This is a genomic window from Mesorhizobium sp. ArgA1 (genome assembly GCF_053714375.1).
Genome location: NZ_JBSKBQ010000008.1, coordinates 232,599 through 245,448 on the forward strand (window position 1 = coordinate 232,599; position 12,850 = coordinate 245,448).

Genomic DNA, 12,850 nt, shown 5'->3' on the forward strand with positions numbered 1-12,850 from the left:
CTAAGATTTGCCTTCGTGAGGTGGGCTGGAGTCAATGGTAGTCGGTTGCCCAGCGTCGATCCCGACAATTGCTCTCGTCAATCTATGAACCAGATCGGCTAAGTCGACGATGCTTTGATCCTCCTCCCTTGTGGAGTAAGGCGAAACCAAATTCCCGTGCATCACGTGATTACGCAGATCAGACCAAGCACCGACATTGGCGGCAGTAAGGGCGCCCGTTTGCTGAAGGTCTCGAAGGAATTTGCCGACGGTCCGTACTCCAGCGTTGCGAATCGCGCTAAGCAGACGCGACTTTAATTCCGCGTTGCCTTTCCAGGCGGCGACGTGGGCGCGAATGCTTTCTAGATCCTCCTCGGGGTAGTCGGCCTTTAGGGGAGTCGGACCCATTAGCAGTTTCGTGAGGCCTTCTGCGACACCCGCCAGCGTGAGGCAAAGCACCCATCGCGACCCTTGTGTAGCCTGAATGATTTCCTCGTAGAGGCGGGTAAGTAGATGTGCTTCGAAATTCGGATGACCGCTCTCATCACGGGCGTTTGCGATAAATTCGAGCAGTTTCCCGTATAGCGTCCAGAAGTCCGGTTTGGCCTCGAGTGGGTTTCCGCCCACGAGCGAGGCGAGGGCCGAATCTCTGAATTGCCTCGGAGATGGCCGTAACGAAACTTGCGCCCTGCCTCCACCAAAGTTGCGGGCAACTAGGCGTGGATAGCTCAACTGACCGAGCAAGATTCGCAACGGCTCACCAAGCCAATTCTCGGTGTACGGGTGCGGTAATGCCTTTGATGATCGCGCGGTTATCCAGAGAGAGCCACCTCGTTTGGTGCGAAAAAATTCGATTTCTGAGTCAAGAACTTTTACGGTCCGTTTGGCGAGGCGCCAACCCCGTTCGATCTCCACACCCTCTAGCGTGGAGACCGTGACCACGGGCGTATCCACAGGCAGCCGAAGCTCAGGCTGGAAGACTAGTTCCACTCCAGATTCGTCGGACACCCACGGCCCGGAAGCTCCTGTTAGTAAGGAGTGTAGATCACCGAACAACTCCCAGACGCCGCTCTTCGTCTCTCCTAGCTGTGGATGTGTCCAACCCGCTGCCCATTCAGTTCCTTGGATATCCGTGGCAATCAGGCGAAAGCGACTAGTGGCGTCGTAGGGGTCTTTCTCCATCTGAACGAGGCGCCTGAAGGCGTCACCACCTTCCAAGGGGGTGGCATACATCCGGTACTCAATGCCGGTGAAACTCTTGATCACGATGCGACCGGAACCTGTAAAAATGGGCGGTTCAAAGTCACGACCGATCATCTTCATGGTAGGGCAGTCGAGCGTAATTGGAAGCGGCTTAAGTAGATGTCGCCAGCGATCTAGAGTCCTTATAGGCACCGGTGCGCCTCCTTCATATCACTCGCTATGCAGTACTACGTTAATTCGGCCCCTGCGGTAGGTCTCTCGATGCGTCGTTCTTCCCAAGGGCCTTCAGCATCGCCTCGGTCGCCACCTTAAGCCGCGCCTCTTCGCCCCCGTAGTTGTCCCCAGCGCCGCCCCCCGAGTGACCCATGATCGACCGCTTGAGCTTCTCCGGGACCCAAGCGATCACCAGCAAATCCTCCATGCGGTGCCGCAACGAGTGGGTGGTCACCTTCTTGTCGGTCACGGCAGCTCTGACGTGCTTTCCTAGCGCCGCCGAGGCTTTGTCGCCGCCGCCTTCGTGACCGTAACGGGCGAATAGCATCTTGCTGTCGCCTGCCGCTTTGACAGCCTCTCGCGCTGCCTGGAGGGCGTCACCGATGAGCGGGACCTTCCGGCGAGACACCTGGGTCTTGACCCGGCGCTCGTCATGCCACTCTACGTCGATATGCGGATATTGTGCCTCCAGCATAACGTCCCTGACCCGAAGCCCAGTAATCTCAGATAGACGGCAGCCGGTGCCTTCTAGGAGCCTCCAAATCTGTTGGAGATCGCTGGCAGCGCGATCAAGTACCCGCTCCCGCGTCGCTGCCAACTGCTCGGCAGTGAAGGGGAGCCTCTTTCGCTTGTCCGGTTCCTTACTGCTGTCGGCAACATCAAGCTTCTCGAATCGGTTCTTTGTGCCGGTTAGGTCGAACTCGCGAATGCCGTGGGCAACGATTGCGCGCACGACATTGAGGTATCGGTCTACGGTCGCGGCAGTCGGGATTTCCTTCAACATGGCGTTAGCAACAGTTCTTGCATCGGCGCGCTTCATGTCCGCCAGCACGGGATCATAGCCGAGAGCCGATATGACATGTCCAACCACGCGATCGGCTTGTTGCTCGTCCCGCTTCTTCGATTTCTCGGAGGGGTTTGTCTTGGTGAACCTGTCCGTCAGATAGCGCCGCTTGGCGTCCTCTAGAGTAGGTGAGGGACCGATGGGCGTATTTGAGGAAGTCAGTAGCGTCAGCAGTGCCCGGTCCTCGTCAGAAACGCCAACGGGGTGGTCCGTCTGTTCATCCCTCGGATAACCTTTGACGATCTCCTCAGCGATGACTTCGCGAGAGATCCATTCGGCAAGCTCATCAGGATCATCGGGCGCGCCGCTGCCAGCGCGATACGGGTTGAAGCCGAGGTCCCGAAGTCGCTTGGTCGCTTGGTCGAACAGTTCGCGCGCTGTGAGCTTCGCTGGCGCTGCCTTCACCCCACGCAACTCGTCCCATGCTTTGGCGAAGATTTGCTCCGCCTCAGAGTGGGTGGTGTCATACTGCTTGCGAACCTCGGCGTCGGTTTTGCCGAGGCGAAGCACCATCTCCTTCTTGCCTAGAATGCCTTGAAGTGCCTTGGGCACCTTCCGACGATAGACCTTCCGATTGCCGCGCGGCTGGACATGTTCCAGTGCCATTTTCATCCTTCGTGTACCCCTCGGTGTACCTTTTGGTGTACCTCGGGGGACGTTGAAACCCTTGAGTTCCTTGATTTCTGGGGATTGTCGGGTGGAAACTGGTGCCCCCGGACGGAATCGAACCGCCGACCTTCGGTTTACAAAACCGCTGCTCTACCAGCTGAGCTACAAGGGCATGGCGCTCCGGTTAGCATATTTGCCGCGCCAGTAAAGACAAAACTCCGTTTTCGGTTGCCAATGGACCAAGCCGGCCGGCCGGCGGCGCCGTGCTGAAAACCGCCAAACCTGTTCCTACATATCGTGGAGATGCAATCGCCTGGTTAGGGGGCTCGCATGATCAGACTTGTCATCATTCTCCCGCTCGTCGTCATCGCCTGGTTGCTCGTGGTGAAGCTCATCAAGGACGTGAAGAGCGCCAAAATCGACTGGACCGGCATCGCCACCATCGTCGGCTTCGTCGTGCTCGCCTTCTGGCTGCGGCATGTGACGGGGATGGGTTGAGCGAAGCGAATAGCGAATAGCGAATAGCGAATAGGAAGCCCTTTCCCTACTCGCTATTCGCTACTCCCTGTTCGCACTGTGTGGCGCCGAGGCCCGGAGAGCGATGAAAGCCGGTAACAGCAGGGTTTTTCAGGCTCGAGAAAAATCTCAAACAACCTTCGAACCTTTTTCCTGCTCGCTGCGACAGACGATCAAGAGGCGGATGGATCGCCTCTCCAACGAAACAAGGAGATCGTCATGTTCACGCGCAAAATCGCTTCGGCCCTCATCGCCAGCACCGTCGCCGCCACCTCGCTGGCCGGCACCGTGCAGCCTTCGGCCGCTCACAGCCATCATCACAACCGCGAAATCGGCATCGGCATTGCCGCCGGCGTTGGCGGCTTCGTTCTCGGCAGCCTGCTCAGCCAGCAGCCGCGCACCGTCTATGTCGATGACGAAGGTGGTTCCTGGCACGTCCGCCGCTGCGCCAACCGCTACGCCAGCTACGATCCGTACTCCGACACCTATGTCGGCTATGACGGCTACCGCCACTATTGCCGCCTCTGACACGTCGGCTTCAGGCAAATGAAGAAGGGGCTCTACAGCCCCTTTTTCATTTTTTCGCTAGGATTTCTGCGCGTCGATCGGCAACCCTGCCGCGCGGCAGGCATCCGCAATCTCGGCTTGCGACGTGTTGCCCATTGCGGCGAGTTCGAAGCTGTTGTCGGCATCCGGGTAGATCTTGCCAAGGAAAGGCTCATAGCCAGTAGAACCGCCGGCAGCATTCTTGTCATCGACAGAGCCGCATACCATGATCTCTTTGCGGCCGTTCACCTTGCGCTCACCGGCAAGCATTGGTCCAAACCTCGCTGCCACCGGGTTTTTCAAGTGCTGGCGCACGCCAATGGTGATGGTCTCCTCCAGGGCGAGCGAGATCGCAATCGGATCGGCGCGACGGCCACTGGCATCGGTGCGAGGTGGTGCCGCTACGCACCCGCAAAGCGAGGCCGCGAGCAAAATCTGAACCGTTTTCCGCATCCATGCCCTTTCGCACGCATCCGGATATCGCGGCAAGACGATCATGCAGTCGGGATGCGACCGGGAGCGCTCTGCCGGGCGGCCGATCAGCCTGACCTATGTCCACCGATCATCTTCGTCACCTCCGCTGCGGCGTCGCGCACCAGCGGCCCGATCTCGTCAAGCCGCTCGGGCGTCACCCGCACCGTCGGGCCGGACACGGACACACCGCCGATCGGTTCGCCGAACTCGTTGAAGATGGCGGCGGCCACGCAGCGCATGCCGGGATGCCGCTCTTCATCGTCGACCGACCAGCCACGATGCTTGATGACGGCCAGATCGTGGGCGAGGGCCGAAATGTCGGACAATGTCTTGTCGGTAAAGCGCTGCAGGCCCGATTTGCGCAGGATGGCGGCGACGCGTTCCGGCTCGAGCTGCGCCAGCACCGCCTTGCCGATGCCCGAGGCATGGAAGGAGCTGCGCGTGCCCGGGCGGAAGAAGGCGCGGATCGCCTGATGCGTCTCGACCTGGCTGACGAAGACCACGCAGTCGTCTTCGGCGACGCCAAGATTGGCGGTCTCGCCGGTCTTCTCCATCAGCTCCTGCATGACGACACGGGCGCGGTCGACCAGCTTGCGGCTGCGCAGGAAGGCCGCGCCCATGCGATAGGTCTCGACCCCGATCGACCACAGCTGGTGGTTGGTGTCGAATTCGACCATACCGTGGTTCTGCAACGTGGTTAGCATGCGATAGGCGGTGGAGGCGGCAAGTTCGCTGCGCCCGGCAATCTCGCTGAGAGACAAGCCGCTGCCCTCGGCAACAATCGCCAGAATGCGCAAGGCGCGGTCGAGCGACTGCACCGAGCCGGCCTCGGCCGGCCCGTTAAAGGCGCGCGGCCGGCCGCGCTGACGTTTTTCACTGGTTTCCATGGCGTCATTCTCCCCGAATTCGCCGAACAAGCAATGAAAAAGTTTTTCACTCGTTTGCGTTGCCGGATTCTTGGAAAACGAAAAGCCAAATAAAATCAGCTATCAGAGGCGGTTTTCTCTAAATGAAAAAATATTCTGAAAAAATTGAAAAATCGAAACAGCACTGGCATTGTCAGCCAACCAACAAACTTGCGGAGGCTGGACATGGCCAGGATGCGCGCTGTCGATGCAGCGGTTCTCGTTCTCGAAAAGGAAGGCATTTCCTGCGGCTTCGGCGTGCCGGGCGCGGCGATCAATCCGTTCTATTCAGCGCTGAAGGCGAGGGGCACGATCCGCCACATACTGGCGCGTCACGTCGAGGCGGCCTCGCATATGGCAGAAGGTTACACGAGGGCGAAGGCAGGCAATATCGGGCTCTGCATTGGTACCTCGGGGCCGGCCGGCACCGATATGATCACCGGGCTCTATTCGGCTGCGGCGGACTCCATCCCGATCCTGTGCATCACCGGCCAGGCGCCGCGGGCGCGGCTGAACAAGGAGGATTTCCAGGCGGTCGATATTGCCGCGATTGCCGCGCCGGTCGCCAAATGGGCCGTGACTGTCATGGAGCCTTATCTCGTGCCGATGGCCCTGCAGAAGGCGTTTCACCTGATGCGTTCGTCGCGGCCGGGTCCGGTGCTGATCGACCTGCCGGTCGATGTGCAACTGGCCGAGATCGAGTTCGATATCGACGCCTATGAGCCGCTTGTCCCGTTCAAGCCGGCGATGACGCGCGCCCAGGCCGAGAGGGCGCTTGCGATGCTCAACGCGGCTGAAAAGCCGCTGATCGTCGCCGGCGGCGGCATCATCAATGCCGATGCGTCCGACCTGTTGATCGAATTTGCCGAAATCACCGGCGTTCCGGTAATCCCGACGCTGATGGGCTGGGGCGCGATCCCCGACGATCACCGGCTGATGGCCGGCATGTGCGGGCTGCAGACCTCGCATCGCTATGGCAATGCGACCATGCTGGAGGCCGATTTCGTCTTCGGCATCGGCAACCGCTGGGCCAACCGCCACACCGGTTCGGTCGATGTCTACACCAAGGGCAAGAAGTTCATTCATGTCGATATCGAGCCGACGCAGATCGGCCGCGTCTTCGCGCCCGATCTCGGCGTCGTCTCGGATGCCGGTGCGGCGCTGAAAATGCTGCTCGATATCGCCACCGAGTGGAAGACGGCCGGCAAATTGCGCGACTGGTCGGATTGGGCGAAGGAATGCCAGGGCCGCAAGAAGACGATGAAGCGAAAGACGCATTTCGAGCAGGTGCCGCTGAAGCCGCAGCGCGTCTATGAGGAGATGAACAAGGCGTTCGGCCGCGATACCACCTATGTCACCACGATCGGCCTGTCGCAGATCGCCGGGGCGCAGTTCCTGCATGTCTACAAGCCGCGCAACTGGATCAATTGCGGCCAGGCCGGCCCGCTCGGCTGGACGCTGCCGGCGGCACTCGGCGTGCGCGCCGCCGATCCGGACCGCACCATCGTGGCGCTGTCGGGCGACTATGATTTTCAGTTCATGATCGAGGAACTGGCCGTCGGCGCGCAACACAGGCTGCCTTACATCCATGTCGTCGTGAACAACGCCTATCTCGGCCTGATCCGCCAGGCGCAGCGCGGCTTTTCGATGGATTATGAGGTCAGCCTCGCCTTCGAGAACGTCAACCGCGCCAACGATCCGGAGGCCGGATACGGCGTCGACCATGTCGCGGTCGCCGAAGCGATGGGCTGCAAGGCGGTCCGGGTGCGGAAGCCGGAAGAGTTCGCCGGCGCGTTCAAGGAAGCTCAGCGCCTGATGAAGGAATATCAGGTGCCGGTGGTGCTCGAATTCATCCTCGAGCGCGTCACCAACATTTCCATGGGCACGGAAATCGACAAGATCACCGAATTCGAGGACCTTGCCGAAAGCCATGAGGATGCGCCGACAGCGATCGTCATGTTGGACTAGGGAGAAAAAGAATGCCGCGTTTTTCAGCCAATCTGTCGATGCTCTTCGGCGAACATGATTTCCTCGACCGCTTCGATGCCGCTGCCCGGGCCGGCTTCAAGGGGGTAGAATATATCGGTCCCTATGACCATGCGCCCGATGTGGTCGCGGCGCGGCTGAAAAAGAACGGGCTCGCCCAGGTGCTGTTCAACCTGCCCGTAGGCGACTGGGCAAAGGGCGAGCGCGGCATTGCCGTGCTGCCTGACCGGGTGCCGGAATTCCGGCAGGGCATCGCCAAGGCGATCAGCTACGCGCATGCGCTCGGCTGCGAACAGGTCAATTGCCTTGCCGGCATCGCGCCGCAAGGAGCGGATCGCGCCGTGCTGGAAAACACCTTTGCGGAGAATCTTGCCTTCGCCGCCGAAAAGCTGGAGCAGGCCGGTATCCGGCTTTTGATCGAGCCGATCAACACGCGCGACATTCCAGGCTTCTTCCTCAACACCTCGGAGCAGGCGCTGGCGTTGGTCGACCGCGTCGGCTCGAAGAACCTGTTCCTGCAATACGACATCTACCACATGCAGATCATGGAGGGGGATCTCGCCCGTACCATCGAGGCAAACCTTGGCCGCATCGCGCATATCCAGCTTGCGGACAATCCCGGCCGTCACGAGCCGGGGACGGGCGAGATCAACTATCCCTTCCTGTATGAGCACATCGACCGGATCGGCTATTCCGGCTGGGTGGGGGCTGAGTACAAGCCGAAGGCGGGGACCGAGGCGGGGCTGGGGTGGTTTCGGGAGCGTGCCGGGCGGGGGAGCGCGGCGGCTTAGGGGCTGTCGCAATTGAAGTAGCGATCCTTCGCGCCCCCCTCTGTCCTGCCGGACATCTCACCCACGAGGGTGGAGATCAGATGTCATCGCGGCTTTCGCCAATGTACCACGTTGGGTGAAGGGAGCCGGCGCCACAGCTGCCAATCTCCCCCCTCGTGGGGGAGATGGCCGGCAGGCCAGAGGGGGGCGCGAAGGAACGCGGCCTAACAAAGGACGGAGAACCACAATGGAAACCATCGGCTTTATCGGCCTCGGCATCATGGGCGCGCCGATGGCGGGGCATCTGCTGGATGCCGGCTACACCGTCGTCGCCAGCGACCACCGTTCGAAACCGCCGGCCGATCTCATCGCCAAGGGCCGCCTGAAGTCCGTCACCGGCCACGCCGCGGTGGCGAAAGCCGCCGACATCGTCATCACCATGGTGCCCGATACGCCGCAGGTCGCCGATGTGCTGTTCGGCGAGAACGGCGTTGCCGCCGGCCTCAGCAAGGGCAAACTGGTCATTGACATGAGCTCGATCTCCCCGATCGAAACCAAGTCCTTCGCGAAAAAGATCAACGATCTCGGCTGCGATTACCTCGACGCACCGGTTTCGGGCGGCGAGGTCGGCGCCAGGGCGGCGTCGCTGACCATCATGGTCGGCGGCGAGGACAAGGCGTTCGAACGCGCCAAGCCTGTGTTCGAGAAGATGGGCAAGAACATCACGCTTGTCGGGCCGAACGGCGTCGGACAGACCACCAAGGTCGCCAACCAGATCGTCGTCGCGCTGACCATTGAAGCCGTCGCCGAAGCGCTTGTTTTTGCATCGAAAGCCGGCGCCGACCCAGCCAAGGTCAGGCAGGCGCTGATGGGCGGGCTGGCGGCGTCGCGCATCCTCGAGGTGCATGGCGAGCGCATGGTCAAGCGCACCTTCGCGCCGGGCTTTCGCATCGAACTGCACCAGAAGGATCTTAACCTCGCACTGGAAGGCGCCAAGGCGCTCGGCGTCGCCTTGCCTAACACCTCAACCACGCAGCAGCTTTTCAACTCCTGCGCGGCGAATGGCGGGGCGAAGGAGGATCACTCGGCACTGGTTCGTGCGCTGGAGCGGATGGCGAATTTCGAGGTCGGCAGCGAAGCAACCGCAGCCAAAGGAAAAGCAGCATAAGTCAGGAGAGGGCAGCGCAACGTTCCCAAGCTGCCAAATCTTGTCCGATCAGAGAACGGGTTCCTGCGCCTGTCGCCGGAGCCCGTTTCTCGTTTCGTTATGTCTCCTGGGCGGCCTGCCGTCTCAGCCGCGCTTCAAGAAAGCCCGCGCCGCATATAGGCTCACCGCCGCGGCATTCGACACGTTGAGCGAACGAATCGCGCCGGGCATGTCGAGGCGGGCGAGGGTGGTGACCGTCTCGCGCGTCTTCTGGCGCAGGCCCTTGCCTTCGGCGCCGAGCACCAGCGCGATCTTGTCGCCCGAAAAACTCGTCTCGAGTTCGGCCGGACCGTCCGAATCGAGGCCGATGGTCTGGAAGCCGGCCACGTGCAATTGGCCCAGCGCGTCGGCCAGGTTCTTCACCTCGATCTGGTCGATATGTTCCAGCGCGCCGGATGCGGATTTGGCCAGCACGCCGGATTCCTGCGGGCTGTGACGGGCCGTGGTGATCAGCGCGCCGGCGCCGAAGGCGACGGCCGAGCGCAGGATGGCGCCGACGTTGTGCGGGTCGGTGACCTGGTCGAGCACCAGCACCAGTTTCGTGTCGCCGAGCGCGTCGAGGCGCTTGGGTTTTAGCGGCTCAGCCTCGATCAGCACGCCCTGGTGGACGGCGTCCGAACCGGTGACTTTGTCGATGTCTCGCGGCTCGACCAGTTCGGCCTTGAACGGCAGAGCCGCAAGATCGGCGATCGCTAACCGCTCGGACGCATTGCGCGTCACCAGCATCTTTTTGATCCGCCGGCGCGGATTGTCGAGCGCTGCGCGTACCGTGTGCAGGCCATAAAGCCGCACCAGCCCGTCCGCGGCGTTCTCGCCCGGCGGAACCGGCTGGCGCGGCCGGAAGGCAGGCGCGCCGCCGGCTTTCTCGTCGCGGTGGGCGCGGCGCAGCTTGGCGTAGTGGGTGTCTTTGGCGGTCTTGGGCGTGTTGTCATTGCTCATGGCCGGCTTCTATAGCTGTGTCGCAGGGGCATGGATACAGGCAGAAAGCCGGCTTGCCGGGCGGGCTGTCAAATTCAGCGCATTTTGCCCAGACGTGCGGTTGACACCCACTGGCCTTGCCGCCATAAGGCGCTTCGCTGATTTCGGAGAAAACCTTCGGGTTCAAACGGGATCGGCGAGAATGCCTCGTTGCAAGGCTTCGACGGCAGGCTGGAGAGGTGCCCGAGTGGTTAAAGGGGACGGACTGTAAATCCGTTGGCTTAGCCTACGTTGGTTCGAATCCAACCCTCTCCACCACTGCCAGCCCGCGAGCCTTGAAACGACGCGCGGGTATAGCTCAGTGGTAGAGCAGCAGCCTTCCAAGCTGAATATGCGGGTTCGATTCCCGCTACCCGCTCCAAACTTCCTTCCCTTCGACCGACAGACACCAAGACGCCGCGCGGGCTGAAGCGCCCGCAGTGTCCAGATGGCCAAGGTCAGCGGCGCCTAGTTGTTGAATGCGGACGCGACCTGGTGCTGCTGCGGCACCTGGCCGTTTGGCGTCAGCTTGTCGACGATGCCGGGCAGGGCGGTGGACAATTGCTTGAGCAGCTCCTGCTCGTCGAGCCCGGTCCTCTGCGCGATCTCGCGGATGACCTGCGGACCGATCGCCTTGCCAAGATCGTTGGCGTTGATCGGCTGGTTCTGCCCGGTGCCGACCCATGAGTCAGCGACGTTGCCATGGCCGGCGTCCTTCAGCCTGTCGAGCAGTCCGCCGAGCCCGCCGAGCAGGCCGCCGTCGCCGGAAGCGGTGGTGCCGGTGGGGACGGGCGTTTGAGGCTGGGCGGGTTCGTCAGGCTGTTCGGCATTTCTGCCGCTCAGCATCTTTCCGACCAGCAGCGCGCCGAGCGCGATCATCAACGGCTTGGTGATGTTGCCGCCGGGTACGGCGTTGTCAAAAAGTCCCATAGGTCAATCCTCCATAGCGACCAAGCCCGTCCCATCGCTAGAATGGCGCATGCGGGCCGAATTTCAAGTTGGCTTGAGCTTTTGACAATCATGTGACCATGATCGGCCGGCAGGGGAATGGAGAGGAAAAATGGGCATCATCAGCTGGATCATCCTTGGCGCCATCGCCGGCTTCGTCGGCAGCAAGATCGTCAACAAGACCGGTCAGGGCCTGATCATGGATATTGCGCTCGGCATTGTCGGCGCCATCGTCGGCGGCCTGATCTCCAGTCAACTCTTCGGCGTGGGTGTCACCGGCCTCAACATCTGGAGCCTGATCGTCGCCATCGTCGGCTCGGTCGTCGTGCTGTGGGCCTATCACCAGATCAGCGGCAAGCGGACGCTTTAAGCGCCAAGCCTGCTCTAGAAGGTTTTCCGGCCAGGTCTGCTTCGATGCGTTGCCTCTCGGGGTCAGGCGACGACGGTCAGCCTGCGCTTGCGTTCATCCAGCGACACGATGGTCAGTCCGCTCGCCACCACCAGCAAGATGCCGCACACAGCCAAGGCATTCGGGAACTGTCCGAACACCAGCACACCTGAAATGACCGCCCAGACGGTGAAGCAGTAATAGAACGGAGCCACGACGCCGGTCGGCCCCACGCGATAGGCCATGAAGATGAAGAAATGGCCGAAGATCAGGAAGAACCCGGCGCCGGCCATCAAAAGCAGGTGACGGGCTTCCGGCATCACCCAGCGCTCGGAAACCAGATGCGCGGCACCCGCGCCGATCAGCACCACCACGACGGCGGAAATGGCGACGATCATGCCCGGTACCTCCGCCGGAACCCGCCTGCCGGCGAGATCGCGTGCCGCAGCCAATGCCGCGTTGCCGAGCGCCAGCAAGGCATAGACCGAGATGCCCTCCATGGTCGGCTGCGCCACCATGACCGCGCCGACGAAACCAAGACCGATCAGCGCCATGCGCACGCCGCCGATCCGCTCGCCGAACAGGATGGAAGAGCCGACCAGCATCAGAAGCGGGGTGATCTGCCCGAGCGCGGTCGAATCCGCGATCTGCATGTTGGCCAGCGCCACCACGTAGCAAAGGATCGCCGCCAGCTCGAGCAGGTTGCGGCGCAGCACTTTGCTGTCGAAGATCAGCGGGATCTGCCTGCCATAGCCCAGCAGGAACAGCAGCGGCATGCCCCACAGCGTTGCCGCAACCCCACGCAGGAACAGCACTTCATAGGACGGCAAGCCCGTGGTCGCGAGCTTCATCATCGTGTCGTTGACGAGATAGGACCCCGTCGAAACGATCATGAACAGCGGGCCGCGTATGGAGGTGGGGATGAAATGCATCGGACGAGAAAATCAGACCGGCGCCGCAGCGGCAATGGGCCACGCGCGGGCTGCCCGTCGGGCAGGTAAAGGCCAGGACATGGGCGGGAATTGCAGGCAGGCGGCGAAGCCTGCAGCCCCCATTTCATTTCCCGTCGCGCGTTCCTATATCAGCGCCATATCCCGCAATCGGATCATCGGTTCTGACCGAGTGGACAGCGCAGCCGGCCACAAGGCACTTGTGTTTTTCGGCCGTAGTCGCTAATCGCCCCGCATTCGACTGAACTGAAGGTCAAGGCCGTCCAAGGAAAGAGACTATGGCAAAAGGTAAATTCGAGCGCACTAAGCCTCATGTGAACATCGGCACGATTGGTCACGTTGACCATGGCAAGAC

Annotated in this window: 13 protein-coding genes, 3 tRNA genes and 1 pseudogene; 9 read left to right on the plus strand and 8 right to left on the minus strand. The window is 61.5% G+C overall.

Going from position 1 to position 12,850, the window contains the following annotated elements; translation table 11 throughout:
- The 3 genes from ACWGTI_RS19400 to ACWGTI_RS19410 all read right to left on the minus strand — a co-directional run bounded on the left by ACWGTI_RS19400 (position 1) and on the right by ACWGTI_RS19410 (position 3,020).
- Complete coding sequence (locus ACWGTI_RS19400; RefSeq protein ID WP_454588598.1) at positions 1-1,302, minus strand: hypothetical protein; 1,302 nt, start codon at positions 1,300-1,302, stop codon at positions 1-3.
- A 112-nt stretch (positions 1,303-1,414) separates the two neighbouring features.
- On the minus strand, positions 1,415-2,845 hold the full coding sequence (locus ACWGTI_RS19405) for a tyrosine-type recombinase/integrase (RefSeq protein ID WP_454588599.1): 1,431 nt from the start codon (positions 2,843-2,845) through the stop codon (positions 1,415-1,417).
- Between the two features lie 99 nt (positions 2,846-2,944).
- Positions 2,945-3,020: transfer RNA gene (locus ACWGTI_RS19410), tRNA-Thr, on the minus strand.
- 158 nt (positions 3,021-3,178) lie between these two features.
- Between ACWGTI_RS19410 and ACWGTI_RS19415 the strand changes: the two genes are divergently transcribed.
- Together ACWGTI_RS19415 and ACWGTI_RS19420 are read left to right on the plus strand one after the other, a co-directional pair.
- Positions 3,179-3,346 (plus strand): hypothetical protein, encoded by a 168-nt coding sequence (locus ACWGTI_RS19415; RefSeq protein WP_454588600.1) that lies wholly within the window; start codon positions 3,179-3,181, stop codon positions 3,344-3,346.
- Positions 3,347-3,583: 237 nt separating this feature from the next.
- Positions 3,584-3,892 (plus strand): BA14K family protein, encoded by a 309-nt coding sequence (locus tag ACWGTI_RS19420; protein ID WP_454588601.1) that lies wholly within the window; start codon positions 3,584-3,586, stop codon positions 3,890-3,892.
- Positions 3,893-3,949: 57 nt separating this feature from the next.
- On the opposite strand, the gene ACWGTI_RS19425 is transcribed toward ACWGTI_RS19420, so the two are convergent.
- Both ACWGTI_RS19425 and bhcR read right to left on the minus strand, forming a co-directional pair.
- Positions 3,950-4,408 (minus strand): hypothetical protein, encoded by a 459-nt coding sequence (locus ACWGTI_RS19425; protein ID WP_454588602.1) that lies wholly within the window; start codon positions 4,406-4,408, stop codon positions 3,950-3,952.
- A 41-nt stretch (positions 4,409-4,449) separates the two neighbouring features.
- The gene (gene bhcR / locus ACWGTI_RS19430; RefSeq protein WP_454588603.1) at positions 4,450-5,271 is read right to left on the minus strand and encodes an HTH-type transcriptional regulator BhcR; all 822 of its coding nucleotides are present in this window, start codon (positions 5,269-5,271) and stop codon (positions 4,450-4,452) included.
- Positions 5,272-5,475: 204 nt separating this feature from the next.
- Here bhcR and gcl point away from each other — a divergent pair, with 204 nt between their 5' ends.
- From gcl to ACWGTI_RS19445, 3 genes are all read left to right on the plus strand, one after another.
- Complete coding sequence (gcl, locus tag ACWGTI_RS19435) at positions 5,476-7,257, plus strand: glyoxylate carboligase (RefSeq protein WP_454588604.1); 1,782 nt, start codon at positions 5,476-5,478, stop codon at positions 7,255-7,257.
- 11 nt (positions 7,258-7,268) lie between these two features.
- Complete coding sequence (gene otnI, locus ACWGTI_RS19440) at positions 7,269-8,066, plus strand: 2-oxo-tetronate isomerase (RefSeq protein ID WP_454588605.1); 798 nt, start codon at positions 7,269-7,271, stop codon at positions 8,064-8,066.
- Between the two features lie 226 nt (positions 8,067-8,292).
- Positions 8,293-9,213, plus strand: coding sequence for a 2-hydroxy-3-oxopropionate reductase (locus ACWGTI_RS19445; RefSeq protein ID WP_454588606.1), 921 nt, complete (start codon positions 8,293-8,295; stop codon positions 9,211-9,213).
- 123 nt (positions 9,214-9,336) lie between these two features.
- Here ACWGTI_RS19445 and ACWGTI_RS19450 read toward each other — a convergent pair whose 3' ends face one another.
- Complete coding sequence (locus ACWGTI_RS19450) at positions 9,337-10,191, minus strand: TrmH family RNA methyltransferase (protein ID WP_454588607.1); 855 nt, start codon at positions 10,189-10,191, stop codon at positions 9,337-9,339.
- Positions 10,192-10,403: 212 nt separating this feature from the next.
- Here ACWGTI_RS19450 and ACWGTI_RS19455 point away from each other — a divergent pair.
- Together ACWGTI_RS19455 and ACWGTI_RS19460 are read left to right on the plus strand one after the other, a co-directional pair.
- Positions 10,404-10,488 (plus strand) — tRNA-Tyr (locus tag ACWGTI_RS19455).
- Between the two features lie 29 nt (positions 10,489-10,517).
- Positions 10,518-10,591, plus strand: a tRNA-Gly gene (locus ACWGTI_RS19460).
- An 86-nt stretch (positions 10,592-10,677) separates the two neighbouring features.
- On the opposite strand, the gene ACWGTI_RS19465 is transcribed toward ACWGTI_RS19460, so the two are convergent.
- Positions 10,678-11,139 (minus strand): YidB family protein, encoded by a 462-nt coding sequence (locus ACWGTI_RS19465; RefSeq protein WP_454588608.1) that lies wholly within the window; start codon positions 11,137-11,139, stop codon positions 10,678-10,680.
- 130 nt (positions 11,140-11,269) lie between these two features.
- Between ACWGTI_RS19465 and ACWGTI_RS19470 the strand changes: the two genes are divergently transcribed.
- The gene (locus ACWGTI_RS19470; RefSeq protein WP_454588609.1) at positions 11,270-11,527 is read left to right on the plus strand and encodes a GlsB/YeaQ/YmgE family stress response membrane protein; all 258 of its coding nucleotides are present in this window, start codon (positions 11,270-11,272) and stop codon (positions 11,525-11,527) included.
- A 62-nt stretch (positions 11,528-11,589) separates the two neighbouring features.
- Here ACWGTI_RS19470 and ACWGTI_RS19475 read toward each other — a convergent pair whose 3' ends face one another.
- Entirely contained in the window at positions 11,590-12,477 is an 888-nt protein-coding gene (locus ACWGTI_RS19475; protein ID WP_454588610.1) for a DMT family transporter, read from the minus strand.
- Between the two features lie 296 nt (positions 12,478-12,773).
- Here ACWGTI_RS19475 and ACWGTI_RS19480 point away from each other — a divergent pair.
- Positions 12,774-12,850, plus strand: a pseudogene (locus ACWGTI_RS19480) (GTP-binding protein); the annotation flags it as partial.

What these genes read in the sequence shown, in the direction of transcription:
- ACWGTI_RS19465 (WP_454588608.1), bottom strand. Translation starts at nt 11,139, where the DNA reads ATGGGACTTTTTGACAACGCCGTACCCGGCGGCAACATCACCAAGCCG.
- gcl (WP_454588604.1), top strand. Translation starts at nt 5,476, where the DNA reads ATGGCCAGGATGCGCGCTGTCGATGCAGCGGTTCTCGTTCTCGAAAAG.
- ACWGTI_RS19470 (WP_454588609.1), top strand. Translation starts at nt 11,270, where the DNA reads ATGGGCATCATCAGCTGGATCATCCTTGGCGCCATCGCCGGCTTCGTC.
- ACWGTI_RS19445 (WP_454588606.1), top strand. Translation starts at nt 8,293, where the DNA reads ATGGAAACCATCGGCTTTATCGGCCTCGGCATCATGGGCGCGCCGATG.
- bhcR (WP_454588603.1), bottom strand. Translation starts at nt 5,271, where the DNA reads ATGGAAACCAGTGAAAAACGTCAGCGCGGCCGGCCGCGCGCCTTTAAC.
- ACWGTI_RS19415 (WP_454588600.1), top strand. Translation starts at nt 3,179, where the DNA reads ATGATCAGACTTGTCATCATTCTCCCGCTCGTCGTCATCGCCTGGTTG.
- ACWGTI_RS19475 (WP_454588610.1), bottom strand. Translation starts at nt 12,477, where the DNA reads ATGCATTTCATCCCCACCTCCATACGCGGCCCGCTGTTCATGATCGTT.
- ACWGTI_RS19425 (WP_454588602.1), bottom strand. Translation starts at nt 4,408, where the DNA reads ATGATCGTCTTGCCGCGATATCCGGATGCGTGCGAAAGGGCATGGATG.
- ACWGTI_RS19450 (WP_454588607.1), bottom strand. Translation starts at nt 10,191, where the DNA reads ATGAGCAATGACAACACGCCCAAGACCGCCAAAGACACCCACTACGCC.
- ACWGTI_RS19420 (WP_454588601.1), top strand. Translation starts at nt 3,584, where the DNA reads ATGTTCACGCGCAAAATCGCTTCGGCCCTCATCGCCAGCACCGTCGCC.
- ACWGTI_RS19400 (WP_454588598.1), bottom strand. Translation starts at nt 1,302, where the DNA reads ATGAAGATGATCGGTCGTGACTTTGAACCGCCCATTTTTACAGGTTCC.
- ACWGTI_RS19405 (WP_454588599.1), bottom strand. Translation starts at nt 2,845, where the DNA reads ATGGCACTGGAACATGTCCAGCCGCGCGGCAATCGGAAGGTCTATCGT.
- otnI (WP_454588605.1), top strand. Translation starts at nt 7,269, where the DNA reads ATGCCGCGTTTTTCAGCCAATCTGTCGATGCTCTTCGGCGAACATGAT.